General features: G+C 72.3%; 11 protein-coding genes. 3 read left to right on the plus strand and 8 right to left on the minus strand.

The features are described from left to right. Window positions 1-2 precede the first annotated feature (2 nt). The 7 genes from ACGF3H_RS00850 to uvrC form a co-directional block, all read right to left on the minus strand. Window positions 3-1,214: a phosphoglycerate kinase gene (locus tag ACGF3H_RS00850; RefSeq protein WP_362495402.1), complete on the minus strand. Its 1,212-nt coding sequence runs from the start codon at window positions 1,212-1,214 to the stop codon at window positions 3-5. A 143-nt stretch (window positions 1,215-1,357) separates the two neighbouring features. Next, entirely contained in the window at window positions 1,358-2,365 is a 1,008-nt protein-coding gene (gap, locus tag ACGF3H_RS00855) for a type I glyceraldehyde-3-phosphate dehydrogenase (protein WP_362495399.1), read from the minus strand. 225 nt (window positions 2,366-2,590) lie between these two features. After that, window positions 2,591-5,545, minus strand: a complete 2,955-nt coding sequence (locus ACGF3H_RS00860; protein ID WP_362495396.1) for a M14 family zinc carboxypeptidase — start codon at window positions 5,543-5,545, stop codon at window positions 2,591-2,593. Between the two features lie 233 nt (window positions 5,546-5,778). Beyond that, on the minus strand, window positions 5,779-6,768 hold the full coding sequence (whiA, locus tag ACGF3H_RS00865) for a DNA-binding protein WhiA (RefSeq protein ID WP_077798688.1): 990 nt from the start codon (window positions 6,766-6,768) through the stop codon (window positions 5,779-5,781). After that, window positions 6,759-7,850, minus strand: coding sequence for a uridine diphosphate-N-acetylglucosamine-binding protein YvcK (gene yvcK, locus ACGF3H_RS00870; protein WP_362495393.1), 1,092 nt, complete (start codon window positions 7,848-7,850; stop codon window positions 6,759-6,761). The genes whiA and yvcK overlap by 10 nt, the downstream gene beginning before the upstream one ends. After that, window positions 7,847-8,863, minus strand: a complete 1,017-nt coding sequence (rapZ, locus tag ACGF3H_RS00875) for an RNase adapter RapZ (RefSeq protein ID WP_362495391.1) — start codon at window positions 8,861-8,863, stop codon at window positions 7,847-7,849. Before rapZ ends, yvcK begins: the two co-directional genes overlap by 4 nt. Then, window positions 8,860-10,917, minus strand: coding sequence for an excinuclease ABC subunit UvrC (gene uvrC, locus ACGF3H_RS00880; RefSeq protein WP_362495389.1), 2,058 nt, complete (start codon window positions 10,915-10,917; stop codon window positions 8,860-8,862). Before uvrC ends, rapZ begins: the two co-directional genes overlap by 4 nt. A 386-nt stretch (window positions 10,918-11,303) precedes the next feature. Here uvrC and ACGF3H_RS00885 point away from each other — a divergent pair, with 386 nt between their 5' ends. Next, a complete protein-coding gene (locus ACGF3H_RS00885; RefSeq protein ID WP_362495387.1) occupies window positions 11,304-12,314 on the plus strand; it encodes a hypothetical protein in 1,011 nt (336 codons plus the stop codon). Window positions 12,315-12,338: 24 nt separating this feature from the next. Here ACGF3H_RS00885 and ACGF3H_RS00890 read toward each other — a convergent pair whose 3' ends face one another. Continuing rightward, entirely contained in the window at window positions 12,339-12,761 is a 423-nt protein-coding gene (locus ACGF3H_RS00890) for a Rieske (2Fe-2S) protein (RefSeq protein WP_362495384.1), read from the minus strand. A gap of 203 nt (window positions 12,762-12,964) precedes the next feature. Between ACGF3H_RS00890 and ACGF3H_RS00895 the strand changes: the two genes are divergently transcribed. Both ACGF3H_RS00895 and ACGF3H_RS00900 read left to right on the plus strand, forming a co-directional pair. Next, window positions 12,965-14,026 (plus strand): LacI family DNA-binding transcriptional regulator, encoded by a 1,062-nt coding sequence (locus ACGF3H_RS00895; RefSeq protein WP_362495381.1) that lies wholly within the window; start codon window positions 12,965-12,967, stop codon window positions 14,024-14,026. Further along, window positions 14,023-14,931, plus strand: a complete 909-nt coding sequence (locus ACGF3H_RS00900; protein WP_362495379.1) for a carbohydrate kinase — start codon at window positions 14,023-14,025, stop codon at window positions 14,929-14,931. Before ACGF3H_RS00895 ends, ACGF3H_RS00900 begins: the two co-directional genes overlap by 4 nt. The last annotated feature ends 9 nt before the right edge of the window (window positions 14,932-14,940 follow it).

The raw sequence follows: 14,940 nt of genomic DNA on the forward strand, positions 1-14,940 counted from the left end.
GGTCAGTCCTCCAGTGCGGCGAGGCCGGGGAGCGTCTTGCCCTCGAGGTATTCGAGGGAGGCGCCGCCGCCGGTAGAGATGTGGCCGAATGCCTTCTCGTCGAAGCCGAGCGTACGCACAGCCGCGGCGGAGTCGCCGCCGCCGACCACGGTGAAGCCCGGGGCGTCGACGAGGGCCTGGGCGACCGCCTTGGTGCCCTCGGCGTAGTCGGGGTGCTCGAAGACGCCCATGGGGCCGTTCCAGAAGACGGTGGCCGCGTCGGCGAGCTTCGAGGCGTAGAGCTTGCGGGTCTCGGGACCGATGTCCAGACCCTCCTGGTCGGCCGGGATGGCGTCCGCGGCGACGGTGGTGGGGTTGGCCGGGGCCTTGGTCTTCAGGTCCGGGAACTCCCGCGAGACCAGTACGTCGACGGGAAGGACCAGCTCGACGCCGTTCTTCTCCGCGCGCTCGATGTACTCCTGGACGGCCGGGATCTGGTCCTCCTGGAGGAGCGAGATGCCGACCTCGTGGCCCTTGGCCTTGAGGAAGGTGTACGCCATGCCGCCGCCGATGAGGAGCCGGTCGGCCTTGCCGAGCAGCTGGTCGATGACGGCGAGCTTGTCGGAGACCTTGGCGCCGCCGAGCGCGACCACGTAGGGGCGCTGGACGTCGTCCGTGAGCTTCTTCAGGACGCCGACCTCGGTGGCGATGAGGTAGCCGGCGTAGTGCGGCAGCCGCTTGGGGAGGTCGAAGACCGAGGCGTGCCCCCGGTGCACGGCGCCGAAGCCGTCGCCGACGTAGACGTCCGCGAGGCCGGCCAGCTTGTCGGCGAAGGCGGCGCGCTCGGCGTCGTCCTTGCTGGTCTCGCCGGCGTTGAAGCGCAGGTTCTCGATGACGGCCACCTGGCCGTCGGCGAGGCCGGAGACGACGGCCTCGGCGGAGGTGCCGACCGTGTCCTCGGCGAAGGCGACGTCGGCGCCGAGCAGTTCACCGAGGCGGGCGGCGGCCGGGGCGAGGGAGAAGGCCGGGTCCGGGGCGCCCTTGGGCCGGCCCAGGTGCGAGGCGACGATCACGCGCGCGCCCGCCTGTGCCAGGGCCTTGACGGTGGGCAGCACGGCGCGGATGCGGCCGTCGTCGGTGATGGTGGTGCCGTCCAGCGGCACGTTGAGGTCGGCGCGGACGAAGACGCGCTTGCCCGCGACGCCTTCGGAGAGGAGTTCGTCGATCGTCTTCATGCAGAGGGCTCCTGGGTTCTCGTGCTCGCTCGTGATCCTACGAGGGCTGGTCGCTGCGGACGCGACGCAGGGCCCGGGCAGCGCGACCTTGCGCTGCCCGAGCCCTGCTACCGCATTCGAGGTGCCGCTTGAGTCTGAGTCGATCAGAGCTGGTTGCCGACGAAGACCGTGAGGTCGACGAGGCGGTTGGAGTAGCCCCACTCGTTGTCGTACCAGCCGATGACCTTCACGTTCTTGCCGTCCTGGACCATGGTCAGGGACGAGTCGAAGGTGCAGGACGCCGGGGCGTTGACGATGTCCGAGGAGACGATCGGGTCCTCGGTGTACTCGATGATGCCCTTCAGCTCGCCCTCGGCGGCCTTCTGGAAGGCGGCGTTGATCTCTTCCTTGGTGACCTCGCGGGAGAGCTCCAGGACGAGGTCGGTGACCGAGCCGGTCGGGACCGGGACGCGCATGGCGATGCCGTCCAGCTTGCCCTTGAGCTGCGGGAGGACCAGGGCGGTGGCCTTGGCGGCACCCGTGGTGGTCGGGATGATGTTCTCCGCGGCGGCGCGGGCGCGGCGCAGGTCCTTGTGCGGGAAGTCCAGGATGCGCTGGTCGTTCGTGTACGCGTGGACCGTCGTCATCAGGCCCTTGACGATGCCGAAGTTCTCGTCGAGGACCTTGGCCATCGGCGCCACACAGTTGGTGGTGCAGGAGGCGTTGGAGATGACGTTGTGCTGCGCCGGGTCGTACTTGTCCTGGTTGACGCCCATCACGATGGTGACGTCCTCGTCCTTGGCCGGGGCCGAGATGAGGACCTTCTTCGCGCCGCCCGCGATGTGCTTCTCGGCGTCGGCCTTCTTCGTGAAGATGCCGGTCGACTCGATGACGATGTCGACGCCCAGCTCGCCCCACGGGATGTCGGCGGGGTTGCGCTCGGCGAGGACCTTGATGGTCCTGTCGCCGACGGTGATGGTGTCCTCGGTGTGCGAGACCTCGTAGGGGAGGCGCCCGAGGATGGTGTCGTACTTCAGCAGGTGGGCGGTGGTCGCGGTGTCACCCAGGTCGTTGACAGCCACGATCTCGATGTCTGCACCCTGCTCCAGCAGCGCGCGGAAGTAGTTACGACCGATGCGGCCAAAGCCGTTGATGCCTACGCGGATCGTCACGAACCGATCTCCTCGTTGGTACGCCGGCCCGATGTGCCGGCGAGCTGTATTTGGGATGTCCCCGACCACCTCCGACCCTACCTCTCCGAGGCGGCCGGGGTGACATCGAGACGCCCCATACCCGGCACGGCGGTCCGTACCCGCCAGTAGGGGTACGGACCGCCCGGGCCCGGGGACCGATCACCCGATTTCGCTACACGGTGTCAGTTCCCGGGGACCGCGTTGTCACTCGTCCAGGGCACGCAGCGCCTGCCGGACGAGCGCGGCCCGGTCGGCCGGCGCGGTGAGGTGCTCCAGGCCGAAGCCCAGCAGCACGGTGTCGTCCGTGGTGACCGCGCCGTAGGTCTGGAACAGGGTGCCGGTGCGGGCCCAGTCCTTCAGGACGGCGGGGCTGCCCGCGGGCGGCCCGGAGACCTGCCAGGCGCCGAGCGAGGTCTCGAAGCCCTCGGTCCCGGTCGCCGTGCCGCCGACGACCAGCGAGGCCTCGTCGGCGAGGACGCCGCGTCCGCCGCTGCCGGGGTCGGTGACGTAGGCGAGGGACAGCTCGACGGACTTCCCGGCGTAGGCGCTCAGGTCGAACTCGACCTGCTTCCAGCCGCCGGAGGAGCCGGTGAGGCTGTTCCACTGCCCGGTCGTGCCGGCAGCGGTGCAGCCGTCGTCGGACAGGGTCAGGTAGTGCTCCAGCCAGGGGTGGTCGGCGAGGTAGAAGCCGGCCGCGCACTCGGCGGGCACGGCGGTGCTCGTGGCGCCGCCGTTCTCCGGGAGCGTGGTCCAGTCGCCGGCGCCGGTGACGTGGGCCTCGACCAGGGCGTGGTCGTAGCCGCGCTCGGTGTCCCACAGCAGCTGGGTGCGCAGCGTGGGCCGGTCGGCGGCGGTGACACCGGTGAGGTCGACGGTACGGGTGAGGCGCTTGTAGGCGTCGTCGGTGTGGACGGCGGCCGCCATCCAGTCGCCCGCGTAGGGCCCGTACGGGTTCACTGTGCCGGAGAACTCGCCGGCGCCCGCGCTCGCGAACTGCGGGTAGGTCGCGGGGTCCAGCTCGTCCGAGGTCACGCTGTAGGTTCCGGCGGTGTCCAGCGGGTTGCCGGGGGCCCCGCCGAGCGCGCCGGTGGTTCCGGCGAGCTTGCCGGAGCCGGTGAAGCCGGTGGCGCCGGAGGTCGACGTGCGGGTGTAGGCGCCCAGGTAGTACTGGCTGAAGTCGTCGGACGGGGTGCCGTCGCCGAGGTCGACGCTGCCGCCCGCCCGCTCCCCCGCCTCGATCAGCCGGCCGCCCTCGTTGAGGAAGGCGCGCAGCTGGAGCTGGGTGGCGTTGCCCGGGGTCGCCGCACCGGTGTAGTGGACGACGGTGTCGAAGTGGCCGAGGACGCCGAGCGCGTCGGGAGCGCCCTGGGTGGCGACGTCCCACACGGCGGCCCGCCGGCCGCTCGCCTCGAGCGCGTCCACGTAGGTCTGCGTCTGCGTGGCCGCGGCGCCCTCCTCGGCGACGACGAGGACGTCCGCGCGGGGCCGCTGGGCGATCGTGTACGTGAAGTGCTCGCTGGAGACCTTCTTGCCCTGCCGCGTCTCGCCGGTGAACCAGACCTCGACCTTGTCGCCCGGGACACCGTCCTTGACCTTGGCCCGGTACTCGTCGAAGTAGAGGTTGTCCTCCCCGCCGTACGTCTCGCCGCCCTGCCACGGCTTGAGTGCCATGTCGCGGGTGCGGCCGCCGTTGACGCGGTACTTCAGTTCCTTGTCGCGCACCGCCTTGCGGACGACGACCGAGACCTCCTGGTCGGCGCCGCGCGAGTACGAGGTGGTGAAGGGGGCCGGGGTGAAGTCGGCGGCGTCCAGGCCGACCGAGGAGGACGGCCGGTCGGGGTGGGCGGCGGTCTCGGCGACGGAGAGCGCGAACGGGATGTTCTTGGCGAACTCCTGCTGGATCAGCTTCTCGTCGTCCGGGAAGTTGAAGCCGGACTGGCAGTCGCGCGCGTTCCACTGGTCGTCGGGGTCCACGGCGGACGCGGTCTGGCAGGTCGACATCTCGGGGGTGAACATCGCCATGCCGTTGACGTTGGCCGCGTGACCGTCCGCCTCACCGTTGGTGGTGTACAGCTCCGACGAGACCTGCGGGTGGTAGCCGGGGATCGCGGAGTTGTCCGGCGTGCCGGCGAGCGCCCGGTAGAGGACGTCGTCCGGGGTGTTCGTGGCCACCTGCCAGCCGAGGCCGTAGAGGAGGAGTTCGGCGGCGGAGTGGTAGTTGATGCCGTACGTGAAGCCGATCCGCTTCTGGAAGGCGTCCAGCGCCTTCGTCTCGGGCTCGGAGGCGGGGCTCGCCCCGCGGTAGGTCTCGCTGGTGGGGTTGGGCGACGACCCCTCGTCGTCGTAGCCCCACTTGTAGGCGAAGTTGCGGTTGAGGTCGACGCCGTCGCCGGTGCTGATGGCACCGTCGCCGTTGACGTCGCGCAGGTTCTTGCGCCACAGGCGGTTCGCCGGGTCCTGGAACGTGTAGTCGTAGCCGTCGGGGTTGGCCGACAGGACGAACCACAGTTCGGTGGAGTCGACGATCTTCTTGATCCGCCGGTCCTTCGTGTAGTTGTCCAGATAGTGGTGCATCAGCCGCCGGGTCATCTCCGGGGTGATCCACTCACGTGCGTGCTGGTTGGACATGTAGAGGACGGAGGGCTTGGAGCCGTCCTTCGACTTCTTGGCGTTCTTGGTGAGCTTGAGCGCCAGGATGTCCTGGCCCCTGACCGTCTTGCCGATGGAGACGACCTTGGTGAGGCCGGGGTTCTGCTGGGCGGTGCGGAGGATCTCCTCCTCCAGGCCGCCACCGCCGCTGTACGGCCGGAAGACGCCGTCGGCCGCGGCCTCGACGCGGTCCGCGGTCCGGGCCGAGAGGGTGTGCTCGGTGAGGTCGACGCCCTTCTTCTCCAGCGTCTGGGCCTGCCGGTCGGTGAGGTAGACCTCGACGGTGGCCGTTCCCCGGTCGGGAACCTGCTCGCCGAGTTCGTGGCCGTCCTGCCCGGCGGCCAGCAGCAGGGGCACCTGCTGCTGGGTGACGTCGGCGCGGAAGACCTTCACTTCGTCCGCGTCCGGGGTTCCCGGATCCGCGGGTCGTGCCTGGGCGATGGGTGCGAAGCTCACTCCGCCGATCAGGAGCGCGCCGACGGCGAGGATCGATCTCGCTCTTCGTCTCATGAACCCCCCTAGCGTGGGTCCGCCACAGCAGCGAACAGATGCCAGGCTCATGACACCTCATGATCGAGTCAAGAGCGCGGTAAGGACACGCGGAAGCCGGTACCGGTCACCCAAGTGGGTGCCGGCACCGGCTGTTTGACGACCCGTTCGCGCAGGAACGCCCGCGAGCGCCCGTGCGCCGACGCCCGTGCGTGCGCGGGCGGTCGGTGCGGAGGCGGTCGGCCGTGCCGCGGTCAGCCGACGAGGTTGTCGGCGAGCTCCTCGCCGAGGTTGGCCTCCGTGCCCGGGATGCCGAGGTCCGAGGCCCGCTTGTCGGCCATGGCCAGCAGGCGGCGGATGCGGCCGGCGACGGCGTCCTTGGTCAGCGGCGGGTCGGCGAGGGCGCCCAGCTCCTCCAGCGAGGCCTGCTTGTGCTCCATGCGCAGCCGGCCGGCGGCGGCGAGGTGCTCGGGCACGTCGTCGGCGAGGATCTCCAGGGCCCGCTGGACCCGGGCACCGGCGGCGACGGCCGCGCGGGCCGAGCGGCGCAGGTTGGCGTCGTCGAAGTTGGCGAGGCGGTTGGCGGTGGCCCGCACCTCGCGGCGCATCCGCCGTTCCTCCCAGGCCAGCACCGACTCGTGGGCGCCGAGCCGGGTGAGCAGCGCGCCGATCGCGTCGCCGTCGCGGACGACGACCCGGTCCACGCCGCGCACCTCACGGGCCTTGGCCGCGATCGACAGCCGGCGGGCGGCGCCGACCAGGGCCAGCGCGGCCTCCGGACCCGGGCAGGTCACCTCGAGGGAGGAGGAGCGGCCGGGCTCGGTGAGCGAGCCGTGCGCCAGGAAGGCCCCGCGCCAGGCGGCCTCGGCGTCGCAGGTGGCCCCCGAGACCACCTGCGGAGGCAGGCCGCGGATCGGCCGGCCCCGGCCGTCCACCAGGCCGGTCTGGCGGGCCAGCTGGTCACCGCCCGCGACCACCCGTACGACGTAGCGCGAGCCGCGGCGCAGCCCGCCCGGCGCCATCACGATCAGCTCGGAGCTGTGTCCGAAGATCTCCAGGATGTCCCGCTTGAGCCGGCGGGCCGCCATCGCGGTGTCCAGCTCCGCCTCGATCACGATGCGCCCGCTCACCAGGTGAAGGCCGCCGGCGAACCGCAGAACGGCGGAGACCTCCGCCTTCCTGCAGCAGGTCCGGGTGACGGGAAGCCGGGAGATCTCATCCTTCACCGCTGCCGTCATCGCCATGGGCCGATCCTTCCATGCATCCGAAAAATACGGTCGTACGCGGCGGCCAGCAGCTCCGGGTCGTGCCTCGGGGTCCCGTCGGTCCGGGCGACCGGAGCGAGTTCGACCGCGGCGCCGAACCGTTTCGCGGCGTCGGCGAGCGAGTCACGGTCGGGCACGGCGGCCTCGTCGGCCAGCACCACGTCCAGGGCGAGTTTAGGGGCGTGTCGTCCCAAAACCTCCAAATGACGCTGCGGGGAGAAGCCCTCGGTTTCTCCGGGCTGCGGGGCGAGGTTCAGGGAGAGCACCCGGCGCGCCTTCGTCTCGACCAGGGCGTCCAGCAGGTCGGGCACGAGCAGGTGCGGAATGACCGAGGAGAACCAGGAGCCGGGGCCGAGCACCACCCAGTCCGCGTCCAGGACGGCCTCGACCGCCTCGGGGACGGCGGGCGGGTCGTTCGGCACCAGGTGCACGGACTGCACCTCGCCGGGGGTGAGGGCGACGGTGGCCTGGCCCCGTACGGTGTCGACCTCCTCCGGCCGCTCCGGGTCGTGGCCCCTGACCAGGGCCTGGAGCTCCAGCGGGACGGCGGACATGGGCAGCACGCGCCCGTGCGCGCCGAGCAGCTTGCCGACCAGGTCCAGGGCCTGGACGTGGTCGCCGAGCTGCTCCCACAGGGCGACGATCAGCAGATTGCCGACCGCGTGTTCGTGCAGGTCGCCCTGGGACTGGAAACGGTGCTGGATGACACGGGCCCAGGTCTGGCCCCAGTCGTCGTCGCCGCACAGCGCGGCCAGCGCCTTGCGCAGGTCGCCGGGCGGCAGGACGCCCAGCTCGTCGCGGAGCCGCCCGCTGGAGCCGCCGTCGTCGGCCACGGTGACGACGGCGGTCAGGTCGCCGGTGATCCGGCGCAGTGCGGCGAGCGAGGCGGACAGGCCCATGCCGCCGCCGAGGGCGACGACCTTGGGTTGCGCGCCCCGGCGGCGCGGTTTGCCGCCGCGTGCCTGCTCGGGCCGGCCCGCGCGGGCGTCGGCGGGTCTGCCGCCGCGCCCCTCGGGCACCACCCGGCGCAGCCTGCTCAGCCGCGGAGTACGTCGTGTCATTCCCGTCCCATGTCCCGGTGGACGACCACCGTCTCCACGCCCTCGGCAGCGAGCCGCGCGGCGAGCTTCTCCGACATGGCCACGGACCGGTGCTTGCCGCCGGTGCAGCCGACGGCGACGGTCACATAGCGCTTGCCCTCACGACGGTAACCCGCGGCGATCAGCTGGAGCAGCTCGGCATAGCGGTCGAGGAACTCCTTGGCGCCGGGCTGGTTGAGGACGTACGACGACACCTCCTCGTTCAGGCCGGTGAACGGGCGCAGCTCCGGGACCCAGTGCGGGTTGGGCAGGAAGCGCATGTCCACGACCAGGTCGGCGTCGACCGGCAGGCCGTACTTGAACCCGAAGGACATGACGGTGGCCCGCAGCTCGGGCTCCTCCTCCCCGGCGAATTGGGCGTCCATCTTGGCGCGCAGCTCGTGCACGTTGAGGCTGGAGGTGTCGATCACCAGGTCGGCGTCGCCGCGCAGCTCGCGCAGCAGCTGCCGCTCGGCGGCGATGCCGTCGACGATGCGGCCGTCGCCCTGGAGGGGGTGCGGGCGGCGCACCGACTCGAAGCGGCGCACCAGCGCCTCCTCGGAGGACTCCAGGAAGACGATCCGCCGGGTGACGCCGCGGGCGTCGAGGTCGGCGAGGGACTCGCGCAGGTTGTCGAAGAAGCGCCGGCCGCGGACGTCCACGACCACGGCGATCCGCGCCACATTGCCCTGCGAGCGTGCGCCCAGCTCGACCATGGTGGGGATCAGTGCGGGCGGCAGGTTGTCGACGACGAACCAGCCCAGGTCCTCCAGGCATTTGGCGGCCGTCGAGCGGCCGGCCCCGGACATGCCGGAGATGATCACCAGCTCGGGGATGGCCGCCTCGTGCGCCCCGGCTGACTCCTGGGCCGTACTCACCTGTGCTCCGTCGTCCTGACGTCCGTCGGGCCGGGCCGTCTGCGGGCCCACGCCCTCGCCGGCCGTGGCCTGGGTCTGTTCTCGTCCCGCTGCGGGCTGTGTGTCGTGCTCGGTCATCTCTCCTGCCCCCGTCGTTCGTCCGGGGTGCCCGCGGGTACGGGCTCCCCCAGGGCATCCTCCGTCGTCCCGGGTGCCCCGTCGTCGTCTTCCATGATCTCTCCGGTCGCCGTGTTCACGGCGGGCGCGGCCGGGATCGCCCGGGCGAGGGCCACGGCGACCGTCTCGGCCGTCTTGCGGCCTATGCCGGGCACCTCGCAGATCTGGTCGATCGTCGCCGACCGCAGCTTCTTCACCGAACCGAAGTGCTTGATCAGCGCCTGCTTGCGGGTCTGGCCCAGACCGGGCACGTCGTCCAGGGGGCTCGACCGGAAGCGCTTGGCGCGTTTGGCGCGCTGATAGGTGATCGCGAAGCGGTGGGCCTCGTCTCGGACCCGCTGGAGCAGGTACAGGCCCTCGCTGGTGCGGGGCAGCACGACCGGGTCGTCCTCGCGGGGCAGCCAGACCTCCTCCAGCCGCTTGGCGAGGCCGCACACGGCGATGTCGTCGATGCCGAGCTCGTCCAGGGCCCGCTGGGCCGCGGCGACCTGCGGCTGCCCGCCGTCGACGACGACGAGCTGGGGCGGGTAGGCGAAGCGCTTCGGGCGGCCGTCCTCGTCCTTGAGCGGCTCGCCGTCCAGGACGTCGTCGCCGTCCGCCCACTCGCCGGTGCGCTCCTTCTCGGCGAGGTAGCGCCGGAAGCGCCGGGTGATGACCTCGTGCATGGAACGGACGTCGTCCTGTCCCTCGAAGCCCTTGATCTGGAACCGGCGGTATTCGCTCTTCCGGGCCAGTCCGTCCTCGAAGACGACCATGGAGGCCACCACGTCGTCCCCCTGGAGGTGGGAGATGTCGTAGCACTCGATGCGCAGCGGGGCGCTGTCCAGGCCGAGGGCCTCGGCGATCTCCTCCAGGGCGCGCGAGCGCGTGGTCAGGTCGGAGGCGCGCTTGGTCTTGTGCAGCACGAGCGTCTGCTGGGCGTTGCGCTGGACGGTCTCCATGAGCGCCTTCTTGTCGCCGCGCTGCGGGATGCGCAGGGACACGCCCGAGCCGCGGCGGTCGGTGAGCCACTGCTGCACCGGCTCCACCGGGTCGGGCAGGGCCGGGACCAGGACCTCCTTGGGGACGGCGTCGCCCCTCTCCTCGCCGTAGAGCTGCTGGAGCGCGTGCTCGACGAGGGCGCCGGTGGTGATGTCCTCCACCTTGTCGGTGACCCAGCCGCGCTGTCCGCGCACGCGTCCGCCGCGCACGTGGAAGATCTGGACGGCCGCCTCCAGCTCGTCCTCGGCGACGGCGATCAGGTCCGCGTCGGTGGCGTCGGCGAGCACGACCGCGCTCTTCTCCATGGCCTTCTTCAGGGCGCCTATGTCGTCGCGCAGGCGGGCCGCCCGCTCGTACTCCATGTCCTCGGCCGCCTCGGCCATCTGCCGCTCCAGGCGGCGCAGGTACGTGCCCGTGCGGCCGGCCATGAAGTCGCAGAACTCGTCGGCCAGGTCCCAGTGGTCGTCGGGAGAGATCCGGCCGACGCAGGGCGCGGAGCACTTGCCGATGTAGCCGAGCAGGCAGGGGCGGCCGGTGCGGGCCGCGTTCTTGAAGACACCGGCCGAGCAGGTGCGCACCGGGAAGACGCGCAGCAGCAGGTCGACCGTGTCGCGGATCGCCCAGGCGTGCGTGTACGGCCCGAAGTAGCGCACGCCCTTCTTCTTGTGGCCGCGCATCACCTGCACGCGCGGGAACTGCTCGTTCATCGTCACCGCGAGGTAGGGGTAGCTCTTGTCGTCGCGGTACTTGACGTTGAACCGGGGGTCGTACTCCTTGATCCAGGAGTACTCCAGCTGCAGTGCCTCGACCTCCGTGGACACCACCGTCCACTCCACCGACGCGGCGGTGGTGACCATGCTGCGGGTGCGGGGGTGGAGGTTCGCCAGGTCCTGGAAGTAGTTCGCCAGGCGCTGGCGCAGGCTCTTCGCCTTTCCGACGTAGATCACCCGGCGGTGCTCGTCACGGAACCTGTACACCCCCGGGGAGTCCGGGATCTCTCCCGGCCTGGGGCGGTAGCTGGAGGGGTCGGCCATGACTCACACCCTACTGGCGCGGACCGACAGTCCGGCGGCCCTGTGGACGACGGGCGCGGGCCCCTGTGGACAACCGGCGGCGGGGCGCCGCGGCAGGCCGCCCGGAGCCCGTCGGGGGTCGCCCGGGGACCGTCCGGGGCCGGTCGGTCACGCGCGGTGGCGCCGGGGGTGGGGGCCGGTTCGTTCTCGGCCAGGAGTGTGCCGCGGACCGGCTTCAGGTGTTGTCGGGACTAGGTCAACACGCTTCAATGCGGGGGAACTCGGGGCCCTGAAGCGCGGCGTACGGACGTGGAGATCCCCCCTGCGCCGCGACAGGGGGCGGGCCCCGCGGATCCGCGCCGAACGGTCCGACCAGCCGTTGTGAACCTTCACAGAAAGGCCCCTGCATGCCGCACGCCACACAGCACGCGGACGCCGACATCGCGGACGTCGTCACCGCGGGCGCCGACCCCTCGGGCGCCGCCCCCTCGGGCAAGGACACCGCGGAACTCGACTCGGTCCTGCGCGGCGGCCCGTTCCACGTCGCCCTGCGCGCCGCGATCGCCGCTCGCGGACTGCCGCTGCAGCGCGTCCAGCACCATCTGTCGCGGCACGGGGTGACGGTGGGCGTCACGAGCCTGAGCTACTGGCAGCAGGGCGCCCGGCGCCCGCAGCGTCCCGAGTCGCTGCGGGCCGTGCGGGCCCTGGAGGAGATACTCCAGCTGCCGGAGGAGTCGCTGATCCGCCTGCTCGCCGAGACCGACGAGCCCACGTCGGCCCACCGGCCCGCGGTGCGCTCCTACCGGGCCCGCGTCGAGGCCTCGGGCGTCCTGGACCGGCTGCTGGGCGAGCTCGGCCACCCGTCGGCGGACGACGGGCTGCACACCCTCGGGCACCACGAGCGGGTCCGGATCGGCGCCCGGCGCGAGCTGGCGGGGCGCGAGTCGCACCGCATCGTCCGCGCCCACCGGGACGGCGTCGACCGCTTCGTCGCCGTCCACCACGGCGACCCGGGGTGCGCCCCTGCGCGGATGGCCGTCCACGCGCTGGAGAACTGCCGTACGGGGCGCGTGCGCATCCACCAGGACACCGGCGTGCTGGTGACGGAGCTGCTCTTCGACACCCGTCTGCGGGCCGGGGACACCTACCTCTTCCGGTACGGCGTCGAGGACGGCACCGCGGGCGTGTCCCACGAGTACGTCCGCGCGTTCGGCGCGGCGGGCGGGCAGTACGCCCTCGAGGTGGGGTTCGACACGGTGGCCCCGCCCCTGCGCTGCCGGCGGTTCACGCAGCACTCGGCGGCGGCGCCGCGGGGCGGCCGGCGGGAGCTGGCCATGAGCGGGCCGCACCACTCGGTGCACCTCGTGGAGGCGCGGGTACGGCCGGGCATGCTGGGGATCGCGTGGGACTGGGAGTGAGCGGGCACCCCTGATCCGGCGCGGTCAGGCTCCGGGGGTCGCGACGATCCTGCCCTGCCGCACGTCGACCCGCAGTTGCATGAGGGCCTCGGTCGCCGGGGCGTGCAGCACCTCGCCGGTGCGGGCGTCGAACTCGCTGCCGTGGCAGGGGCAGACGAGCTTGGTGCCCTCCAGCTTCTTGATCGGGCAGCCCGCGTGCGTGCAGATCGTGCTGTAGGCCTTCAGCGACCCGTCCTCCGCGCGGCTCACCACCACGTTCTGGTCCCGGTAGAGCGTGGCGTCGCCCTTGGCGACGGCGTCGTCGGCGCCGAGGTCGACGGGCGCGGTCGGCTGCGCGGCCGCGCCGTCGTCACCCGGTGAGCAGGCGGTCAGACCGAGCCCGGCGACGGGCGTGAGGGCCGCCGAGCGCAGGACGGTACGACGGCTCGGAACGGGGCGGCCGGGCATGGGATCTCCACTGGTCGGGGGCGTGCAGGGCGACGATATCCGGCTGTGCCCGGCGTCCGTCCGGGTGGGGTCGTACGAACGGCGCCTCGCGTTCATCGGCGTAAACGATTGCGCAAGCGTTTACGTCCGCCGCTGGACGGGATACGCTCCCCGGCGGCACGAACCGGGAACCACGGCAGGCGTACGACGGAGGGAGCGCACCGGTGGCAACCATGGCCGACGTCGCGCGGCGCGCCGGGGTCTCCGTGGCGACGGTCTCGCACGTGCTCAACGACACCCGTCCCGTGCTGCCGCACACCCGCGAGGCCGTGCTGAACGCCGTCGAGGAGCTCGGCTACACCCCGAACACCCTCGCCCGCTCACTGGTGACCTCCCGGACCCGTTCCCTCGGGCTCGCGGTGTCGGCGATCAGCAATCCCTACTTCACGGAGATCCTCCAGGGCGTCGAGGCCGAGGCCCTGGAACACGGCTACAGCCTGCTCATCGCCGACCCGCACGACGACCCCGGGCACGAACTCACGGTCGTGCGGCTGCTGCACGAACGGCGTGTGGACGGCATGATCGTCGCGCCCTCCGCCGACCCCGGCGCACTCCTCGCCTACCTGGGCCGGCACCGGGTGCCCGCCGTGTTCCTCGACCGGGCCGTCGAGGCTCCGGAGAACGGCGGCCCGCGCTTCGACCAGGTGTGCGCGGAGAGCGCCGGGCCCACCTCCGGTCTGGTCGGCCATCTCGCCGGGCTCGGTCACCGGCGGATCGCCCTCGTCGCCGGGCGGCCGGGGTTCAGCACGACGCACGAGCGGATCACCGGGTACCGGGACGGCCTCACCGCCGCCGGGCTGCCGTACGACGAGCGGCTCGTGGTGCACGGCGACTCCGACGCGGCCGGCGGCGAACGGGCCACGGCGGCCCTGCTGTCCCTCGCGGCGCCACCCACCGCGCTGGTCACCGCCAACAACGCGATGACCATCGGTGCGCTGCGCGCCCTGCGGGACCGGGACCTGTCCGTGCCCGGCGATCTCGCGTTGTGCTGCTTCGACGACTTCCCCTGGGCGGACCTGTTCGCACCGCGCCTGACCGCCGTCGCGCAGCCCAGCAGGGACGTCGGCGCCCAGGCCGTCCGGCTGCTGCTGGAACGGCTGGCCGCGCCGGACCGGCCGGCGCGGACCGTGCGGCTGCCCTGCACCTTCGTCCACCGCACCTCCTGCGGCTGCCCGGAGCAGCCCCGGCACCTTCCCGAACCGGACCACGAAAGGACCCTCCCGTGATCGTCGTCGCCGGTGAGGCACTGATCGACCTGGTACCGCAGGGCACGGGTGCCCTCGCGGCGCTGCGCCCGGCGCTCGGCGGCGGACCGTACAACACCGCCGTCGCGCTGGGCCGCCTCGGCTCCCCCGCCGCCTTCTGCTCCCGCGTGTCGTACGACGCCTTCGGCGAGGCGCTGCTGGACCGGTTGCGCGAGACCGGCGTGGACGTGTCGCCGGTGCAGCGCGGGACCGAGCCGACGACGCTCGCCGTGGCCACGGTCGGCGCGGACGGCTCTGCCGCGTACTCCTTCTACGTGGAGGGCAGCGCGGACCGGCTGTTCACGGTGCCGTCCGCGCTGCCGCCGGGCACCCGGGCGGTGTCCTTCGGCACCTGTTCGCTGGTGCTGGAGCCGGGGGCGAGCGCGTACGAGGAACTGCTGCGCGAGACGGCGGCCCGGGGCGTGTTCACGGCACTCGACCCGAACATCCGCGCGGGTCTGATTCCGGACCCGGACGCCTACCGGGCCCGGTTCAAGAGCTGGCTCCCGTCCGTGTCGCTGCTGAAGCTGTCGGCGGAGGACGCCGAGTGGCTCGGCGGCACCCCCCGGGAGTGGCTGGCGGCCGGTCCGGCGGCGGTGGTGATCACCCGCGGCGGTGACGGGCTGACGGCGTTCACCCACGACGGGGGCGAGTACGCCGTGCCGGGTGAGCGGGTCGAGGTGGTGGACACCATCGGCGCGGGCGACACGGTGAACGCGGCACTGCTGCACGGCCTAGCGGTGCGGGACGCGCTCGACGAGCACGCGGTGGCCGGGCTGGGGCCCGACGGCTGGGCGGACCTGCTGGGCTTCGCCGCCCGCGCGGCGGCGGTCACCTGTTCCCGCGCGGGCGCGGAACCCCCGTACGCCCGCGAGCTGGCTCGCTGACGGACCGCC

The organism is Streptomyces sp. NPDC048185 (assembly GCF_043202495.1).
Lineage (GTDB): Bacteria > Actinomycetota > Actinomycetes > Streptomycetales > Streptomycetaceae > Streptomyces.